At 60.5% G+C, this 19,309-nt stretch carries 17 protein-coding genes and 1 pseudogene; 11 read left to right on the top strand and 7 right to left on the bottom strand.

Going from position 1 to position 19,309, the window contains the following annotated elements:
• Positions 1–31 precede the first annotated feature (31 nt).
• The 5 genes from CWE01_RS09345 to CWE01_RS09325 form a co-directional block, all read right to left on the bottom strand.
• A complete protein-coding gene (locus tag CWE01_RS09345) occupies positions 32–616 on the bottom strand; it encodes a DUF3156 family protein (protein WP_100940318.1) in 585 nt (194 codons plus the stop codon).
• A complete protein-coding gene (locus tag CWE01_RS09340) occupies positions 597–2,096 on the bottom strand; it encodes an APC family permease (RefSeq protein ID WP_100940239.1) in 1,500 nt (499 codons plus the stop codon). The genes CWE01_RS09345 and CWE01_RS09340 overlap by 20 nt, the downstream gene beginning before the upstream one ends.
• A gap of 260 nt (positions 2,097–2,356) precedes the next feature.
• A complete protein-coding gene (locus CWE01_RS34065; protein WP_100940238.1) occupies positions 2,357–3,262 on the bottom strand; it encodes a PAS domain-containing methyl-accepting chemotaxis protein in 906 nt (301 codons plus the stop codon).
• A 146-nt stretch (positions 3,263–3,408) separates the two neighbouring features.
• Entirely contained in the window at positions 3,409–4,365 is a 957-nt protein-coding gene (locus tag CWE01_RS09330; RefSeq protein WP_100940237.1) for a p-hydroxyphenylacetate 3-hydroxylase reductase component, read from the bottom strand.
• A 68-nt stretch (positions 4,366–4,433) separates the two neighbouring features.
• On the bottom strand, positions 4,434–5,603 hold the full coding sequence (locus CWE01_RS09325; RefSeq protein ID WP_100940236.1) for a p-hydroxyphenylacetate 3-hydroxylase oxygenase component: 1,170 nt from the start codon (positions 5,601–5,603) through the stop codon (positions 4,434–4,436).
• A 273-nt stretch (positions 5,604–5,876) separates the two neighbouring features.
• Here CWE01_RS09325 and CWE01_RS09315 point away from each other — a divergent pair, with 273 nt between their 5' ends.
• Positions 5,877–7,364, top strand: coding sequence for an aldehyde dehydrogenase family protein (locus CWE01_RS09315; protein WP_100940234.1), 1,488 nt, complete (start codon positions 5,877–5,879; stop codon positions 7,362–7,364).
• Positions 7,365–7,676: 312 nt separating this feature from the next.
• On the opposite strand, the gene CWE01_RS09310 is transcribed toward CWE01_RS09315, so the two are convergent.
• Positions 7,677–8,648, bottom strand: coding sequence for a helix-turn-helix domain-containing protein (locus CWE01_RS09310; protein ID WP_100940233.1), 972 nt, complete (start codon positions 8,646–8,648; stop codon positions 7,677–7,679).
• 245 nt (positions 8,649–8,893) lie between these two features.
• Here CWE01_RS09310 and CWE01_RS09305 point away from each other — a divergent pair, with 245 nt between their 5' ends.
• The 6 genes and pseudogenes from CWE01_RS09305 to CWE01_RS09280 all read left to right on the top strand — a co-directional run.
• Positions 8,894–9,427 carry a 2,4'-dihydroxyacetophenone dioxygenase family protein gene (locus CWE01_RS09305; RefSeq protein ID WP_100940232.1) on the top strand — a complete coding sequence of 178 codons (534 nt, stop codon included), beginning with the start codon at positions 8,894–8,896 and terminating at the stop codon, positions 9,425–9,427.
• A gap of 22 nt (positions 9,428–9,449) precedes the next feature.
• Positions 9,450–10,700, top strand: coding sequence for an MFS transporter (locus tag CWE01_RS09300; protein WP_100940231.1), 1,251 nt, complete (start codon positions 9,450–9,452; stop codon positions 10,698–10,700).
• Entirely contained in the window at positions 10,697–11,761 is a 1,065-nt protein-coding gene (locus CWE01_RS09295) for a 2,3-butanediol dehydrogenase (protein ID WP_100940230.1), read from the top strand. The genes CWE01_RS09300 and CWE01_RS09295 overlap by 4 nt, the downstream gene beginning before the upstream one ends.
• Positions 11,762–11,804: 43 nt before the next feature.
• Positions 11,805–13,073, top strand: coding sequence for a carbohydrate porin (locus CWE01_RS09290; protein WP_100940229.1), 1,269 nt, complete (start codon positions 11,805–11,807; stop codon positions 13,071–13,073).
• A gap of 33 nt (positions 13,074–13,106) precedes the next feature.
• A complete protein-coding gene (locus CWE01_RS09285) occupies positions 13,107–14,783 on the top strand; it encodes a GMC family oxidoreductase (RefSeq protein WP_100940228.1) in 1,677 nt (558 codons plus the stop codon).
• Between the two features lie 12 nt (positions 14,784–14,795).
• Positions 14,796–14,981, top strand: a pseudogene (locus CWE01_RS09280) (GyrI-like domain-containing protein); the annotation flags it as partial.
• A 130-nt stretch (positions 14,982–15,111) separates the two neighbouring features.
• Here the strand turns inward: CWE01_RS09280 and CWE01_RS09275 are convergent.
• A complete protein-coding gene (locus CWE01_RS09275) occupies positions 15,112–15,564 on the bottom strand; it encodes a helix-turn-helix domain-containing protein (protein WP_100940227.1) in 453 nt (150 codons plus the stop codon).
• A 146-nt stretch (positions 15,565–15,710) separates the two neighbouring features.
• On the opposite strand from CWE01_RS09275, the gene CWE01_RS09270 reads away from it, so the two are divergent.
• The 4 genes from CWE01_RS09270 (at position 15,711) to CWE01_RS09255 (ending at position 19,137) form a co-directional block, all read left to right on the top strand.
• Positions 15,711–16,679, top strand: coding sequence for an SDR family oxidoreductase (locus tag CWE01_RS09270; protein WP_100940226.1), 969 nt, complete (start codon positions 15,711–15,713; stop codon positions 16,677–16,679).
• A gap of 84 nt (positions 16,680–16,763) precedes the next feature.
• A complete protein-coding gene (locus tag CWE01_RS09265) occupies positions 16,764–17,705 on the top strand; it encodes an SDR family oxidoreductase (RefSeq protein WP_100940225.1) in 942 nt (313 codons plus the stop codon).
• Between the two features lie 113 nt (positions 17,706–17,818).
• A complete protein-coding gene (locus CWE01_RS09260) occupies positions 17,819–18,439 on the top strand; it encodes an NADPH-dependent F420 reductase (protein ID WP_100940224.1) in 621 nt (206 codons plus the stop codon).
• 284 nt (positions 18,440–18,723) lie between these two features.
• Entirely contained in the window at positions 18,724–19,137 is a 414-nt protein-coding gene (locus CWE01_RS09255) for a hypothetical protein (protein ID WP_100940223.1), read from the top strand.
• Positions 19,138–19,309 lie beyond the last annotated feature (172 nt).

Raw genomic sequence — 19,309 nt, 5'->3', positions numbered from 1 at the left:
GCACTAACAATGCCAATTTTCGCGATCCGAATCAGAGGTTGCGCAAGATCCGTTGAAAACCCGCCAACGTGTCGAACAGGCTGTTGCGCTGCTCGCCGCTCAAAGCAATATAACGCCGGAAGGCCGGCATCCGATTGATCACCTCGCTACCGCCCATATGCTCCAGCCGCACGCACCACTGCTGCCCTTGCAGCCCGATGCGCAAGCGTTTGAAGTCCAGCGGCATCAAGGCCTGGTACAGCGCGCCGTCGGCCTGCAAGCGGGCTTGCAGCTCGGCCAATAGCGCGGTGTCCCCCACCCGCTGGCGACAGCGGATCCCCGTCCGCCGAACAGCTCCGGTATGGTGCAACTCGAAGGTCGCCATGCCCGCCCGCGAAGCAGGCACCCGGATCACGAACTCGGTCATGACCAGGTGCATCAACAACTGCGACTCGGTGCGTTCGACGATCTCCACTTGCAGGCCGTCAACGTCCAACGAGACCTGTGCAGCCGTGGGTCCGGTCTGATCAAAACTGGCCAGGCCAAGGTTGCGGCGCAGATGCTCGAGGGTTACCCCCGGCCGATAGCCGGCCGGGGCGCGCCGGGCACTGAACAGCTCAGACAGTTTTTGCAGCATGCTCGCCATACCCGCTGTGAGGGTGCCCCGGCTCATTGGAAAACTCCTTGGCCAGCACGTCTTCCACCGAAGCCGGCTTGAATGGATTGACCTTCTGCACGACCAAGGTCCAGAACAGCGCGTACAGCGCCGTGCAGCCGAGCATCACGCCAAAGGGGACATAGATGTCAGCTGGGTTCATGCCGGGCGGCGTAATAAACCACATGCCCAGCAGGATGCCGACGCTCGAGACAATCTGCGGCAGCGGGAACCACGGCGAGCGATAGGCCCGAGGCAAATCGGGACGGCGGATTCGCAGGATCACCACCGACAGCGTCACCAGCAGGTAGGCAAAACTCCAGGCACATACGGCGGCCAGCACCAGGTGCATGATGTTGTCGGTGTTGCCGTGTAGGTACAGCGCATGCAGGCAAGGAATCAGCATCGCCACCAGAATGCACAGCAACGGGGTCTTGAAGCGTGGGTGCAGGTAGGTGAAGACCTTGGGCAAAGCGCCGTCGACCGCCATGCCATAAAGAATTCGCGGCACCCCGGCCATCAGCGTGTTGATGGTCGCCGCGCCGGCAAACAGGAAGCCGATACCCAGCCACATCGGTCCGATATGCCCCATTACCTGCTCGGCGAATTTCGGAATGGCCATGGGTGTATCCAGCAGATGCACGCCGTTGGCCGCATCCAGCATCACATTTTCCACCTGGCGTTTCATTGCCGCGCCGTAGACAAACATACAGGTCGCTACGCCGAGCAGCCCCAGTATCATCGCCATGGGCATGACCTTGGCCGACTGACGCAGGTCAGGTGCCAGGGGTGTGACGAACTCGCAACCGACGAACATGAACATGGCCATGCCCACCAACGACAGGATGGTCACCAAGTCGGTGCCCACCAGCGACACGCCAAACCAACCGTCCAACTGCACCGCCGGCGCAGCAATCAACCCGAGCACGCCAAACACCATCAGGGTGGTCCACATGCCGAACGTCAGGATGATCTCGGCCCGGCCGAAGGCGCTGACGCCAAAGGCATTGAGAATACCGAACACAATGACGAAGCCCACCCCCAGCAACCAGGAGCCACCGGCCGACTCGGCCAGGGTATTGAGGTGCTCGAAGTTCACCAGCGCCATGACCCCGGACAGGATGGTTTCCGCGGTGCCGGCAAAGACATGGACGATCAGGTAGGCCGACAAGGTGCCGGTGATCGCAAAGAAGCGGCCCATGCCGCAATTGATGTAGTCGTAGACCGAGCCGGTGGTCGGCAGGATCGATGCGGCTTCGGCAAAGGTGGTCGCCTGGGCCAGCATCATCACCACGGCGATCAGCATCGCCACCGCGAAGGCGCTGCCGCCGATGCCAAAGCCCATGGTTGCGGTGAGAATCACCGGGCTGGCCATGATCAGGCCGATGGTGCTGGCCAGCGCGGTGGGAAAACCAACCGTACCCCGGTTCAAATGCTCGGTGAGTCTGTCATTGATCGACATGCTGCAGATCCTCGAAAGCGGATTTTTATAGTGAATGGAGCGAGCCGTTCAGGGAACCGGCGCTCATGCCCTCCCCAGCCAGTCCCTGATCGAAACGGCGCCCTGTGCCCAAGCACTTTGCACCCCTCCCACTCTGATGGTCTTGCCCATGTCTGCCGCTGGTTTTGTTGCTCCCTGCCAAGATTCCACGCTTGGCGGGCAGGATCAATGCCTACAAACCCTTGGCCATCAGGAGCCGCCCGTGCAGCGCCTCAACCGCGTCATTGCTTGTGCTGATGCAACATGGTCTGGATCTGATGCGTCGCCTGGCGAGTGCTTTCCGCCAGTTTGCGCACTTCGTCGGCCACCACGGAAAACCCGCGCCCGACCTCGCCGGCCCGGGCCGCTTCGATGGCCGCGTTCAGGGCGAGCAGATTGGTCTGGTCGGCAATGCCCTTGATCACCCCCACCACCATGGCTATCTGGCCATAGGTGGCCTGGTTCTGCTCAAGCATTTGCCGATGGCTCGCCTTGGCCGAACGCTCGTCGCTGATATCACGTACCGCGCCGATCACCCGACAGAGCCGGGCCTGCTCATCGCGTACCGCACGACCGCGCTCACGGCACCAGATGTAGTCACGGGTCTTGTGGCGCATCCGGTATTCGAAGACGTATTCGCCGCTGCCATGGCTGCCGAGGATTTCGCGGTCGAAGATCGCCATGATTTTCGGCAAGTCTTCAGGATGGGTGATGCCAACCTGGGCATCCCAGCCATCGGGCAGCTCATGCGGTGCATAACCCATCAGGAGGCGGAACTGATTGGAAAAGCGCATGCAACTGGCCGGATCCTGAACATCGCCATTGACCACGGTGATATCCCAGCAGCCTTCAGTCAATGTCGACTGTAACAACTCCCAGATCTGCGCTTGCTGCTGGTGTTGGCGGGACTGCTGAACCTGCTGGCTCAACTCGATCTCAAGGGTCTGCTCGCGATGCCGCGCCTGAGCCATTTGCTGGCCCAGCGTTGCGAGGGTCTGCTCACTGCGCGCCAGCTGGTAGGTCTGATCCTTGACCAGCGCCTCAGCCCGCTGCAAGCGCTGTACGAATTGGGCTCGTTCTTGCGCGAACTGCTCCAGCAGTAAAGCCTCGGCGAGCGCTTGCCGCTGTTTATGTCTCTTGAAGAACATCAGCCTGTCCTTTGTTCATCGAGTCGAAACACTGGATCTGATCGCAAATCCTGGGTGATTGCTTGCATGAGACGGCTGTCACGTTTGTTCCTGCCTGCCATACATCAAAACGGCGCCATCAGGCGCCGTAGAGAATCACAGGTCAGTCAGCAATGGCTGATGAGTGTCTTCAGGACCATCTTGAAAGTTTCGATCTGTGCTGCGCCGAAATCGGCGAAGACCTTGTCCTGCTGCTCGCGGGCAATCGCCCAGAGATCTTCGGTCTGCTCGATACCGGCGGCGGTCAAGCGCACACGGCCATCATCGTCATTGACCAGACCTTTGCGCCTGAGGTTGGCCACCGCTTCATCGATTTCCCGTACGGGCATCGCCACCTCACGCAACAGCTCGCTCGTGCTCAGGCCCGCATCGCTCTCCAACACCATCAACATCCGCGCCTCGCTGGTACGCAGGCCGGTGGACAATTGCCGAGGCTGGTAGCTGGATTGATAGGCCCGCACCGCCTGAGTCATCAGGTAATACAGGTTGTGGCCCAGACGGCCCTGGAAATGGCTGCTTGGCGGCTGGCTTTCATCCCGTTTGGTCATGCGGGTATGGGGCAGGACCATGGAGTAAGCACCTTGGTGATAGAGCAAAGGGGAGCGGCCAAAGTCATCGAAGGCGACGACCTTGCCGATCATGATCCAGTGATCGCCACCATCCACCTGCTGGTATTTCTCGCAGTGAAAACGCGCCGAGCAGTCGGCGAACACCGGCGAGCCGCCCTCACCCGCTTCAAATTCGATTGCTGCGAAGCGATCTTCCTTGGGGCGGGCGAAATTGTTCGAAAGGTCGATCTGATCCGCCGCCAGCACGTTGACCGCAAAATGGCTGGCCTGCTCGAAGACCTCATGGCTGTTGGAACGTTTGTCGATGCTCCACAGCACCAGGGGCGGATCCAGGGACACCGAGTTGAAACTGTTGGCCGTGACGCCAACTTTGCGTCCGGAGGCAGTGGCGGCGGTGACCACGGTCACGCCAGTGGCGAAATTGCCCAGGGCCCGGCGAAACGCTCGTGGATCGAAGGTCGTTTCAGGGGCGGCGCAAACGCTGTTCTCAGACATGCAAGACTCCCGGACTGCTTCCAGGAGCAGTCCTGATTGTTGTTATGGGGACTGTGTAGCGGCTCGGCTCAGATCATGCTCGGATCGGGCTCCAGGCCCATCAGCTCGCGGCCGAGGATCTGCGCACAGACGTCATAGTCGGTGTAGGCATGGGCGCCGGTCATGTGCGAATCGCGGAACAGGCGCTGCATCTCGTTGTGCTCGAACCAGGCATTGCCACCGGCGGCCTCGAACAGACGGTCGACAGCCTGGATGCACATCTTGGTGGCGTACGCCTGGTTGGTGCGCCAGAACGCCAGGGTCTCGCGGCTCGGATAACGATGCTGCTCACTGTGCTCGGCATGCTCCTGCCAGGTCTTTTCGAGAAAGGCCCGGGCCGCGGCAACCTGATGGGTCGACTCGGCCAGGCGCATCAACGCCGGGGTCGCCGCGCCGACCGCCGCACCGGTGTAGGCGCGCACGCGGGTCTTGGTTTTTTCGCGGAATACGTCAAGCATCCGCTCCGCCACCCCCAGGCTCACCGTGGAGAACCCACTGGCGAAGTAAGGGCGGTAAGGCGAGTAGAAGATCTTGCTGTCCGGGTACAGGCCGAAACCTGCGGACTTGCCTTCCATCATGTCCTTGGCTTTCTGGATCCGGTGTTCCGGCACCAGCACGTTGTCGATGATCAAGGTCTTGGTGCCGCTGCCTTTCATGCCGGCGGCGAACCAGTCGTCACGGATCTGGTAGTCGCTGCGCGGCAGTACTGCGAAACAGTAGTCCTGGCTGCCCTCGGCGTTTTTGCGACGGAAACCGACAATCGCCCACTCGGCGTGATCGCAACCGCTGCTCCAGCCCATTTCGCCGCTGAACAGCACCCCGCCTTCGGTTTCTTCGGTGCGGCCGAACGGCGCGATACTGCTGCTGGCCGTGGCATCCGGGTTATTTCCCCAGACCTCCTGCTGCAGTTTGGCCGAGAACAGCGCCAATTGATGGCTGTGGGTACACAGCAGGCTCATCGCCCACGCGGTACTGGCACAAACACCGGCGAGCAAGGCAATGCAGTCGGCAAATTGTGGTAGCGAGATTTCCATGCCGCCGAACTGGCGGGGCTGGAAGGCACGGTGCAGACCGATGCTCTTGAGCAGCGCAATATTCTCGTCGGGGACCTTGCGCTCCTGTTCGGCCCGGAAGGCATTGGCAGCGATGGTCGGCAGAATGGACTTGAGGTCTTCGAGGAGCGGGTTTGGCTTTTTCATGGACGGCCCTGCTTATTATTGGATGTCCGACAGACGTTCGAAGTCGCAGAACGACGCTGGATGCAGGCCTAGTATGGTGAGGGCGATCAAGGCGGAAAATGCATCTTCCAGAGCCAAGATTGCACTTTCCAAAGACCATGACACAGGCCTGGGGCTCACACCTGCAATCGATCTGGCAGCCACAGACATGGCGTTCGGCAGGCACAGTCAAGCCGATGCGGTCACCTTTGATTAACCTCGGGCTTTTCCCTTGTTTGCCACCAGGAAAACCCCATGACCGATATTGCGCTGCTGCCCCAAGTTGAAGCCTTCCTCCGTCGAAGCCATGCCTTGTTTATCGACGGTGGCTACGTCCGGAGTCACTCCAGCCAGACGCTGGAGGTGATCAATCCTGCCACCGGCCAGGTCATCGCCCAGGTGGCCGACGCCGATACGGCCGATATCGACGCGGCAGTCGAGTCAGCCAACCGCGGTTTCAGGCACTGGTCCCAGGTCGCTCCGGCGGTACGCGGCAACGTGCTGCTGAAACTGGCCGACCTGCTGGAACAAAACCGCGAAGAACTGGCCCAGATCGAAACCTGCCAGTCGGGCAAGATCATCCAGATTTCCCGGGCCTTCGAGGTCGATCAGGCGGCGCACTTCCTGCGTTACTACGCCGGTTGGGCGACCAAGATCAGTGGCCAGACCATCACTCCGTCCCTGCCCTCCTTCGCTGGCGAACGCTATACCGCGTTCACCCTGCGCGAACCGGTGGGCGTCGTGGTGGGCATCGTGCCGTGGAATTTCTCGACCATGATCGCCATCTGGAAGCTCGCCTCGGCGCTGGTGACCGGGTGCAGCATCATCATCAAACCCAGCGAGTTCACCCCGCTGACCATCCTGCGGATCGCAGAACTGGCCATTGACGCCGGTCTGCCGGCGGGCGCGCTGAACGTACTGACCGGCGGCGGACAGGTGGGCAAAGGGTTGATCGAGCACCCAGGGACCGACAAGGTTTCGTTCACCGGCTCGGTACCGACCGGTATCGCCGTCGGCCGCAGTGCCATGGGCGCCGGCCTGACCCGCGCGACCCTGGAGCTGGGTGGCAAGAACTCGGCGGGGTTTCTGCGCGATGTCGATCTGGACAAGGCGGTCAATGGCATCATCGAAGCCGGTTTCCTGCACTCCGGGCAAATCTGTGCCGCCGCCGAGCGCTTCTTCGCCCACCGCTCGCAGATCGAACCGATCATGGACAAACTGGCGCAACGCCTGAGCCAGTTGAACATCGGCTCGCCACTAGACGAACGCACCGAGTTCGGCCCGGTCACCAACCGTCAGCATCAACTCAAGCTCGCCGACTTCTTCGCCAAGGCCCGTGCCGAAAACAACACCATTGTCCACGGCGGCAAGCTGATCGACCGCCCCGGCTGCTACGTCGAACCGACTGTGATCCTCGCCAACACCGTCAACGACACCTTGCTCAACGAGGAGACCTTCGGCCCGATCGCCACCTTCTTCCCCTATGACACCGAGGAAGAGCTTCTGGAGCTGATGAACAACACCGCCTATGGCCTGAGCGCCAGTCTCTGGACCAACGACCTGAGCAAAGCCCTGCGCATGGTACCCGCCATCAACGCCGGTACTGTGTGGGTGAACATGCACACCCTGCTCGACCCGGCGGTGCCATTTGGCGGCAACAAGTCCTCGGGCGTGGGACGCGAATTTGGCAGTGCCTTTATCGAGGATTACACCGAGCTCAAGTCGGTGATGATTCGCTACTGATCGCGGTTGGACCGGGGCCCGGACATCGGGCCCCGGGCACGTTTGCACTACGGCAGCATTTTGCGAAGACCTTTCATGGCAGCAACAGCCAGGCCAGTGCCGCTATTGTGCCGAAAATGGCTAATGACGACGCTGTAGCCTACCCAGGCCATACCGAAGATCCACTACCACTACCTCACGACCGTGTATCCATTGTCTCCCAAACCGCCTCAGCCAGAGGAAAGTGGGGTTGGCTGTGGGAATGCCGCCATAGATCGCGCTCTACATCAATACATCCTTGAGCAGTTCAGATGGAACGTGTTTGTAACGTTCTTAATCGCCCAAGGCTGCCGCTCGAACCTCGCTGGGTGTCTGCCCGTAACGCGCCTTGAAGGCCCTGGCGAAATGCGCCTGGCTGGTGAAACCATGACGATAGGCAACCTCACAGACATCCAGCCCCCTGACCTGTTCACTGCTCAGTAAACGGTGGGCCTGCTGCAGGCGCTTTTCCAGGATGAAGCGCCGTGGCTGAGTATCTTCCAGGGCAAACAACCGCGCCAGATGCCGGGTAGAGACGCCGGTTTGCAGGGCGATCCGCTCACAGTTCAAGGTCGGGTCGGCCAATTGCTCGCTGATGCATAGCTTGGCGGCCAGCAAATAGGAGGCACTCAGCGCATTGATCCGGCGCTGTCCGACCTGGCCGGCAATGATATTGCCCAGCAACTCGAACGTATCGTCTTGATAGCCCTCCGCGTCCTGGCTCAACGGCTGCGCGAAAAAGCCCCGGGTGCGCTCGCCCAGTGTGCGCAAGAGCAGGCGTTGCACACCTGTGTGGGCGCTGACTTTCAGGGCGTTTTCGAAGTGGCTCAAACAACGACTGGCAAAGACTTCCTGGGGAATATCAAAGATGAACTGGCGCATGGGCCCGGAGAATCCGAACAAGTAGGGCTTATCGGTGCGATAGACCACCAACTCACCGGGCTCGAGCAAATGGCAGTGGCCGTTCTGAAAGAAAAACGAACCGCTGCCCAGCACAAATGATACGAAAATCGAGGCCTTGGGCACCGCGCGAATCATTGAGCCATCACGCTCCACCACATGCTCGTTGCCGACGATATGAGCCAGATGAAAGTGTTCCAGGCTCAGATTGTCCTGAGTGGCGGTAAACCCGCCCTCGCTGTAAGTGGAGCACCTGAGGCCCACCAGGGTGGTCGCGTTGTACTGCTCCCAAAAGGCCAATCGCTGGTCAAGGGGAATGCTCTCGGTACTGGCTCGACGGGTATCGAGCATGGCGCATGGAGTCATTTTTATTCTTCTCATGGCTGCGGGAGGTTCGCCGGGCCAGGCATGGCGGATTCCGGGGTCTCTAGAGAACTCATTAACATATGAACAATGACCAATGTCAACTTATCGTTCCAACTCGGTCGACCACCGGACAAGCAGAAAACACCAGGTCCGATTCAAGCAACAATCACGTCCGTTGCGATCAAACCGACTTCGCTTGCGCGCCCTAGAGTGGCTCCTGCATCCCCCACAAGCAGAGGCCGAACATGCCCGAATCAGCCAGCACTGAATTTTGGAAAGACCTGCAGCCCATTGCTAACTGCTTCAAGCCAGACGCCAAGCCCGAGGTCTACCTGCCTGACGCCGCCAGTGACGATCTACGGCTCTATGTGCCCTTCACCGAAACCGTGTCTTCCCGCCCGTTATGGATCTCCCCCAGTGAAAACCGTTGGTGCGACATCTTGATGTCCAGCCGCGCCGGCCTGGTCAATCGGCATTACCACCCTCACGAGGTGTTCGCCTACACCCTCTCCGGCAAGTGGGGCTACCTGGAGCATGACTGGACTGCCACCGCCGGCGACTTTGTCTACGAGACCCCAGGCGAAGGCCACACCCTGGTGGCGTATGACCACAAGGAACCGATGCGCGTGTTTTTCATCGTCAAGGGCCCACTGATCTGGCTCGACGAACAGGGTGAACCCAACGGTTACTTCGACGTGCACGCCTACATCGCCCTGTGCCGAGAGCACTACGAAAAGGTTGGCCTGGGTGCCGACACTGTGGACCGCCTGTTCCGCTAAACCCGTTCTTCGGAGAACCACTATGGCTGACAACAATAATAAAGCCGGTTATGAGAACACCTTGCTGTGTGTGCTGTTCGTGACGTTTGGCTTCGTGTTTTTTGATCGTCTGGCACTGGCCTTTCTGTTTCCGTTCATGGCCAAGGAACTGCAACTGAGCAACAGTCACCTGGGCATGCTGTCGTCGGTACTGGCCCTGGCCTGGGCACTGTCCGGTGCGCTGGTGGGCGCCTGGTCGGACCGTCGAGGGGTGCGCAAACCTCTGCTGGTCATTGCGGTCATCCTGTTTTCACTGTGTTCGGCGCTCTCAGGGCTGGTCACCGGGTTTCTTAGCCTGCTGCTGTTTCGCGGGATCATGGGACTGGCCGAAGGACCCATTTTGCCGCTGTCCCAGTCGCTGATGGTCGAAGCCTCGTCACCTCATCGACGGGGCCTGAATATGGGCTTGCTGCAGGGTTCGGCCGCAGGCCTGTTAGGCGCGGTGATCGGACCGCCGGTGTTGATCGCGCTGGCCGAAGCCTATGGCTGGCGACATGCGTTCGTTATTTCACTGGTGCCCGGCCTGGTGATCGCGGGGTTGATCTGGCGCTACGTGCGCCCAGACGAACCGCGCCACGCACCGGTGCCCAGCGATAAACAATCCGGGCATCGCCTGGCCTTGCTCAAAAGCCGCAACATTGTGCTCTGCACCTTGATCAGTTGCGTGTTCCTGACCTGGTTCATCACCCTGATCTCCTTTACCCCGAGCTTTCTGGTCAGTGTTCGCGGCTACAGCCCTCCCACCATGGGTGCGATCATGAGTTGCCTGGGCGCAGCCTGGGTGCTCTGGGGATTTGCGGTTCCGGCCATTTCCGACCGTATCGGCCGCCGCCCAACCCTGGTGATCTTTTCGCTGATTGCCGCGTGCTGCCCGATGGCGCTGCTGTACGCCCCCTCATCGATGATTCTCGGCGTGCTGATGGTGCTGACCTACACCGGGCTGGGCTGCTTCACCCTGTTCATGGCGACCATTCCGGCCGAAACCGTGCCACGCGAGGTGATAGCCACCGCCCTGGGCATGATCATGGGCGTGGGCGAACTGATCGGCGGTTTTGTCGCGCCCACCGTGGCCGGTTTCGCCGCCGACCGTTTTGGCTTGTCCATCGTGATGTGGATCTCCTGTGGCGGTGCCCTGCTAGCGGCGGTGTTGTCCTTGTTCCTCAAGGAAACCGCCCCCGCCGTGATCCGCCGTCAGCCATCAGCGACGCCTATCCTGCAAGGAAACCAGCCATGAAAGCACTGCGTTGGCATGCGGCTAAAGACCTGCGCCTGAGTGATCTGCCCGAGCCATCCCCTGGCCCCGGCGAGGTCCTGGTGCAAGTGGCCTACTGCGGGATCTGCGGCAGCGACCTGCACGAATACCACGATGGCCCGCATTCTATTCCCCAAGCTACACCCCATCCGCTGTCCGGCTGCCGTGCACCGCTGACCCTGGGTCATGAGTTCTGCGGCCAGGTCATCGCTCTCGGCGCAGGGGTCAGCCATGTGCAGATCGGCAGCCGTGTCGCGGTCGAGCCGGAATACCGCTGCGGCCATTGCGTTTATTGCCTGGAAGGCCGCTACAACCTCTGCCAGTCCATGGGGTTTATCGGTTTGATGGGCGATGGCGGCTTTGCCGAGCGTGTCGTGGTGCCGGTCTACATGACCCACCCGTTGCCGGACTCCGTGAGTTTCAAACAGGCCGCTGTTTTGGAGCCCGCCGCCGTGGCCTTCCATGCGCTGAACCAGAGCAGTTTGCAGGCCGGTGGCAGTTGCGTGGTGTTTGGTCTCGGCCCTATCGGCCTGCTGTTGATCATGCTGGCGCGTCTGCGCGCAGTGGAACGGATTTACGCGGTGGACATCAGCCCTGAACGCATGCAACTGGCCCTGGCGCTCGGCGCCAGGGAAGTCTTCGATGGCCGCGATGCCGATCTGCTAGAGCGCCTGCGGGCAATCAGCGACGGCGGTCTCGACAGCGCTTTTGAGGCCGCCGGCAGTCAACAAACCTTGAGCACTGCCCTGCAGTGCCTGCGCAAAGGCGGCGAGGCGGTGCTGGTGGGGTTGATGGGTGAGGTGCAGATCGATGCCTTTCACTTGGTCAACAACGAGCTGCGGCTGCTCGGCAGCGTCGGTTATCGCGATACCTACCCGGCGCTGATCGAATTGCTGGCCAGCGAGCGCCTGGACCTGACCCCGATCGTCACACGCTGCGTGACCATGGAACATGCCATCGAGCAAGGCTTCGAGGGCCTGTCAGCCGACAAGAGCCAGATCAAGGTGTTGGTTAATCCCACCCCGTCGCTGGCGCAGTACTGAAACACCCGCTCATCACAACAACAATAAAAACGAGTAACTGATCATGAACCTTCCAATACGTTTGTGCACATTTCTGCTGGCGGTTTCCCTGTATCCCCAAGCCTGGGCGCAAACCCGTGAGGGCCCGCTGGCGGACCTGGGCGACCAACTGGCCGGTTACGGTATCCAGCCTCATGTGCAGTTCTGGACTCTGTCGATGAAGAACCTCGACACCGGCCCCAGGCCTCACAACTTTGGCAACAGTGGCGACGTATTCGTCGGCGCTGATGTCGATCTCGGCACCCTGGCCGGCCTTGATGGCGCGGCGGTTCATGTAGAACAGAGTGTGTTCATTCTCGACCAGGGCACCGGACAACCCACCTCGCGCAACTGGCAAGGCGCCGCCGGCAGCTACTTTGCCGGAGCCCCCATTCACAATGACATCACCAGCAACCAACTGAGCCTGCTGACGTTCGAGCAGAAAGCGCTCGATGGCCGACTCGATATGCACCTGGGACGCACCAACGCCCGGCGCTATTTTTATATCTACAACTGCAACACCGTGGTGACCTGCAACGACCCGATCATCGACTCTTCCAGCGGTGTACTACCACCCCCCTACGGCGCGTGGGGTGGCTACCTGAAGTACCAGGTGAACCCAAGCCTGTATGTGCACGCCGGTGCGTTCGAATCCAACCCGGTGGACTATCTGAAAAAGCGCCAGGGCTTGGACTTCAGCACCGACGACGCCAGCGGCACCAGCTTCCTGTTGGGGATTGGCAGCAAGCCTGGCGACGCCACCACGCAGTACGAACTCAACGCTTACTTCAACTCATCAAAGCAGGTCGACCCCTTGACCGGCGCCAGCGACTACGGCACTGCAGGGGCCTTCTTTAAATTCCGCCAGACGCTCTGGCGCGCCAACCAACAAGGCCTGCAAGTGTTCGGTTCGTTGTCGACGGCAGCGGATGACAAGCAACCCTTCAGCCATTTCGCTGAAGTCGGGCTGACCTACCTGGGCCCCTTCGATCGGCCTCAGGACACACTCAACTTCAAGACCAGCTACCTGCGGATCAATCCCCACCAACTGGCGTTCCAGCAACAGCAGCGCATCGATAACAGCGGCGATCCACACCTCGGTGAGCGGGATGTCTACGCCCTGGAGGCCAGCAGCCACTTTGCGCTGAGCCGCAACCTGGCGATCGAGCCGAGCGTGCAGTACCTAATCAATCCGGACAACTACTACAACCCCAGTGCCCGGGAACTGAGCGGCAACGGCTTCGTTGTCGGCCTGCAAGTGATGCTGGATGTGGGCTCGATGCTTGGACTCTGAACACTTTTTTCTACTACCGACGAGGTAACTGTCATGACTCAATCCCCTGTTCACAGCTTCGACTACATCGTAGTGGGGGCGGGTTCGGCCGGTTGTGTGTTAGCCAACCGACTGTCTGCCGAGCCCGGGGTTTCGGTCTGCCTGGTAGAGGCCGGGCCCAGTGATCGCACGCTGTTTCCCGCGGCCTATATCCGCACGCCAGCGGGCATTATTCGTTTAATTGCCAACCCGAAATGGAACTGGATGCATCAGTTCGCGCGTCAACCCGACAGCGGCGACAAACCCATCCCTTGCCCGCGCGGTCGGGTCTGGGGGGGGTCGAGTGCGATCAATGGCATGATCTATATAAGGGGCCACCGCAGTGATTACGATAGCTGGGCGACAGCGGGCAACCGGGGCTGGAGCTACGACGAGCTGTTGCCGTACTTTCATCGTTCCGAACATTTCGAGCCAGGCCCTGCTCCCTATCACGGGCAGAACGGCGAACTGAATGTTGCCTGCCAACGTAGCCCGAGCAAGGTCAACACTGTGTTTTACGAGGCCGCTGCGCAAATGGGCTGGCGTTACAATTCGGACTTCAACGGCGAGGAACAGGAAGGCTTTGGGGCTTTTCACGTGACCCAGATCAATGGTGAGCGCTGCAGCGCCGCTCGGGCATTTCTCTACCCGGCCCTGTCGCGGCCGAACTTGACCGTTTTCAGCGAGACCTTGACCCATCGGGTCTTGCTGGATGGCAAGCGTGCCTGTGGTGTCGAAGTGAGCCAAGGCGATCGGGTATTCACACTCAAAGCGCGCCGTGAAGTCATCCTCAGCGCCGGCAGCATCAACTCGCCGCAGTTGCTATTGCTGTCCGGTATCGGACCGGCTGACGAACTGGCACGGCATGGGATTGCCCTGCGCCATGAACTACCCGGGGTGGGTCACAACCTGCAGGATCACCAGGACATTGTCTTGATGTACCGTAGCGACAGTGACCTGGGCTACGGCTTATCCCCGCGTGGGGTGCTGCCCTTGGTGGCTTCGCCGTTCCAGTATCTGATGGCGCGCCGCGGTCCGCTGACCTCCAACACGGTTGAATCAGGTGCCTTTTTGCGCCTGCACCCCAGCGACGCGGCGCCGCAGTTGGGACTGATCGTTGCCCCGGCATTGAAGAACCAACCCCAACGCCTGGTTCCCGTGGGACAGGGCATCAGCTTGCACATGGCGGTCATGCACCCCAAAAGCCGTGGCCGGGTGGGATTGCACTCAGCGGACCCAAGGGACAAGCCGCGAGTGGAAGGCAACTTTCTCAGTCATCCAGACGATTTACACACCCTGGTACAAGGCTTTCAACTGGTGCGCCAATTGGTGGCGACCGACGCCTTTGCCAAGCGTTTGCAAGGCGAGTTGGTGCCGGGGCCGAAGGTCACCAGCACGGCGCAGATCGAGCAGTGGATCAGAGAAAACCTGGGCACGGTGTTTCACCCAGTGGGCACCTGCAAAATGGGCAATGATCCCATGGCGGTGGTCGATGACCAGCTACGCGTCCACGGCCTACAAGGGTTGCGCGTCGCGGACGCATCGATCATGCCGACCCTGGTGACCGGCAATACCAATGCTGGCGCGATCATGATTGGCGAGAAAGCCGCAGACCTGGTGCTTGGCAAGGTGCCGCCGAAGCAGACAGTATTGGCTGAACGACAGTTGCCTGCGCTCTCACACTGTCGCTAATGCCTCAAACCCGTTGTAGTGCGACACGTGGGGTCACCGGATCATATCGGCGAAACGATCTATCCGATTTACCGCGATTGGCTTCCTGCCAATGGAGAGGAACTGCGTGACCAGCCGTTGTTCTTCAATTACCTGAGCGTCTATCCCGAGACACCGCAGGATCAATGGCAAACAGATGTGTATGTTCCGCTGCAATAGCGGAGCACGCAGAGCCTTCGGCCCTGAGCTGACGTGGACGAGTGTCCGTTCAGGGTCGACTTTTTCAACAGAGTCGACCCGTTGCTGCCGGTCGCGAGGTTTCTGACCTCGTTTTTGCTGGCCGTCTGGTTCATTCCTTGATCTCGGGAAAGATACATCCGCCATTGCGGACCAGCGCCTTCAGCTCGTCGCTCACCTGCGTGGGGTTTTGACTTATTCGAGTCACGAACGCCTCGAGGTTCCGTGCGTATGACTTCGAATCGTGCTTCGCGCTCCAAAGCACGATATTGAGCACGATGGGAATGAGGTCCAGGCCTTTCTCTGTCAGCGTGTAGAAATCCTTGCGCCTATCGTCGGGGTTGGGTGCCTTCGAGAGAATGCCTTGCCCCTCAAGAAAGGCAAGGCGAGAAGCCAGGACATTAGACGCGATTCCCTCTTCCGATTTCAGAAACTGGCCATACGTCTTCTTACCCACAAAAACGATGTCGCGAATGATCAGCAGCGACCACCGGTCGCCGAAAATCTCCACGCCATAGTTCACTGCGCAGTGGGACCGAACGTCTTCTTTAGAGGTTGTTTTCATAGCCAGATCTTAACATCGCTTGCATGGAGCAAGTAAATCCCTGTCATTCACTTGCTTTTTGCAAGTGAAGCGACCAGCATGGCTCGTACGCTGAGCGCAGTCGCACCAGCATGTTTCGTATCACACTGCTCAGAAGGGCCAATCACATGCTCGTTTTCGTCACTGGCGGCACCGGCCACGTCGGTTCGTACGTCATCCCCGACCTCATCGCAGCCGGCCACGAGGTCGTCGCTCTGGCAAGGTCAGACGCGTCCGCGGCAGCGGCGACCGCGCTCGGCGCCAAGGTGCGTCGTGGAGATCTTGCCGACCTCAAAGGGCTCAAGGCGGCGGCGGTTGAGTCCGACGGCGTCATCCACCTTGGATACCGGGCCGAACTGCTTCCGTCCGGCGGGATCGCCGCCTTGGCCGAATCGGAACTCGCGACCGTCCTCGCGTTCGGCGAGGCGCTGGCGGGCACGAATAAGCCACTGGTCGTTGCAGGCAGTATCGGCACGCCCATGAACGTGGGCAGGGCGGCGCCTATCGGCGCACCGGTCAGTCTGGGCCGCCCGGCGACCGAGGATGATCCCGCTCTACCCTGCGGCCTGATCGATTCAGGCACTCTGTTGGCACGCAATATCGTGGAAACCGCCGTCGTGGGCCTCGCCGAGCGAGGTGTCAGATCGTCGGTCGTACGGATTCCCACGCTCTTACACAGTGCGACCGGTCGCCTGCAGCTGATCATGCTCGCGAAAACAAAGGGTTTCGCCGGCTATCCGGGAGACGGCAAGAACCGCTGGCCCGCCGTGCACGTCCGCGATCTTGCCTCTCTGTTCCGCCTGGCGCTCGAGAAGGGAGCCGCAGGCAAAACCTGGCACGCGATCGGCGACGAGGGAATCCCGTTCCGCGAGATCGCCGAGGCTATAGCCGCTCGCCTGGGAATACCCGCCGTGAGCATCCCCGCGGACGAACTGATGCTGCCGGGCTACTTTGGTTTCCTGGCGGCAGTGGCCACGCTGGACCTCCCCGCGTCGAACGCCATCACCCGCCAGGCTCTTGGCTGGGCCCCCGTTCAGCCCGGTCTGATCGAGGACCTGGATAACGGCCATTACTTTCCGCCGACTGACTTGAGCTGACGGCGGGGCGCTGGATCGCCAATGCGCCCGGCACAGTCCCCTGGCACCTTTTCTCGCACCCCATCACCCACGAGGAGCACGCATATGCGCGTTTTTGTCACTGGCGGCACCGGCCACTCCGGTCCGTACATCATCTCCGACCTTATCGCCGCCGGCCATGAGGTCACGGCCCTGGCTCGGTCCGACAAGGCCGCCGCGCAGGCGGCGGCGCTCGGCGCCAAGGTACATCGCGGCCATCTCGAGGATCTCGACGGGCTCAAGGAGGCGGCCGCAGCCTCGGACGGCGTCATTCACCTCGCGCACCGGCAGGACCTGATTCCAACCGGCGGGATCAACGCCGTTGCGGCCGCGGAGCTTGAGATCATGCTCGCCTATGGCGAAGCACTGGCCGGAAGCGGAAAGCCGTTGGTCGTGTCTGGAAGCGTCGGCTCGCCCGGGTGGGAGGGCCTGGGCCGGGCGGCCACCGAGGAGGATCCGCCCCTTCCCGGCGGCGATCCGTACAAAAATACTCTGCGGGTTCGGAACATCGTGGAAACCACGGTGATCGGTCTCGCCGAAAAGGGCATACGGTCTGCGATCGTGCGGATCCCTGAGATCATGCACAGCTCCACCGATAACGCCGGCTTCCTTCCGCTGTTGATCGGGCTGGCCAAGGAAAAGGGTGTCGTCGGCTACCCCGGAGACGGTGCCAACCGGTGGGGGGCCGTGCACGCCCGTGACCTCGCCACCGTGTTTCGCCTGGCGCTGGAGAAAGGCGCCGCGGGCAAAAGCTGGCATGCAATCGCCGAGGTGGCTGTCCCGTACCGCCAGATCGCCGAAGCCATTGCCAGCCGGTTGAATCTGCCGGCCGTGTCTATTCCCGCGGACGTGCTGATGCTGCCTGGCTACTTCGGGTTCCTGGCGAATCTGGTCACGCTGGACACCCCGACATCGAACGCCATCACGCGCCGGGTTCTTGGTTGGGAACCGACCCAGCCCGGACTCTTCGCCGATCTTGATAACGGTCATTACTTCCCGGCCGGCTGATGAGGTGACGGCACACCGCCGGGTCGCACTGCGCCCGGCGGGTGGCCGAGCCGCGACGGCGTAACCCGTCCAGAAAAGACGAAAAATACCTGATTTCAGAACGGAGATTGCACATGAGCACTATCAGCATCATCGGTTCGGGAGGCATGGCCACGGCGATCGCCGGCCGTATCGCCAAGGCCGGACACACCGTCGAGGTGTTCAGCCGCGATCCCGCCAAGGCGCAGGCACTTGCCGACAAGCTCGCATCCGGAGCGATCACAGGGACTTACGGCGCCACTCCGGCGGGCGACATCGTCATTCTCGCCGTGCCGTACAGCAGTGCGGTGGCGGTACTGGCCGACTTTGGGAAAGCGCTCGACGGTAAGGTAATCATCGATATCACCAACCCGGTCGCTCCCGATCTCTCGGGCCTCGTTACCCCCCACGGCAGTTCCGGTGCGCAGGAGATCGCCAAGGGCGCCCCCGCCAGCGCGCATGTCGTCAAGGCGTTCAATACCCTCTTCGGCCAAGTACTTGCCAAGGATGAACGCCTCGACGCGTTCATCGCGGCGGACGATGCGGGCGCCAAGGCGCGCGTCTCGACCTTCCTCGAGAGTCTCGGGCTGCGTCCGTTGGATGTTGGCGGCCTGCCGATGGCCCAGACGCTCGAGTCGCTCGCTCTGATGATGATCGGCCTGGCCAAAAACGGCGCCGGCAGCTGGGACATCGCCATGAAAGTCGATATCGGCTGAATCACTGGGAGCATGTCCTCACCAGCAGGTCCACAACGTGTCCGATGAGATCGGACACGTTCTCAGGTAGTCACGAAGCCATGCTGGTCATGGTCGAATGCAAGCAGGTGGTCATGACCGTGCAAATACCCATCTGTGAAATTGCGCCTCACTTGACCGTCTGATGGCATCGAAAGCCATCGCGCACAAATGGCTGATGTCGACCAGAAATCGCGACAAGTAGCTCAAACAGAGCATGAGACAATACGGTTCACAGTCATCTACCGGACCATCAGGGCCAATCTATGCAATTCGACGGTTTTGTATTTGGAGACATCGAGGTTGAGGTCCAAGGACGCGCCTACGATCTGCATAACTTCTATAGGGCTGACGCGATCAACTACGCAGTCGTGGATCGCACGATCCTACTCAGCTTTTCTCGTCGTACCGACGATTGGGTACCGCCCGAAGAAGCAAAGCAGATCACCATCACGTTCTATGAAGTCAGTTATTTTTCAACGGATGGCCGAGATCAGAGCCCAATCGGAGAAGACGATGGTGTTATTCATTCGATTGGCGCTGTGGAGCCCGATGCCGGGACTGAAGCGTTTTACCTCACGGATAACATCCCTCATGACCATCACTTGGTCGTGAGCTTCAAATCGGGTCTGACATTACGAATACAGGCAAGTGAAGCACGGTGTGAAATTGGTTTCTGAAGGTGCCGAAAATGACGCCCCCTAATGTATGTTTCGGGTCGTTACCGCTATTGAGCTCAGGAATGAACCTTGACTCCGCCCCGAGATTGACAAGTCTGATCATCCAGAACACCATTTGCCCATGATCCATACAACCAACATGAACATGATGTACACCTCGATGACCGCCTCT

Origin of the sequence: Pseudomonas sp. QS1027, assembly GCF_002814235.1 — a bacterium.
Lineage (GTDB): Bacteria > Pseudomonadota > Gammaproteobacteria > Pseudomonadales > Pseudomonadaceae > Aquipseudomonas.
This window is presented reverse-complemented; position numbering and strand designations above follow the sequence as displayed.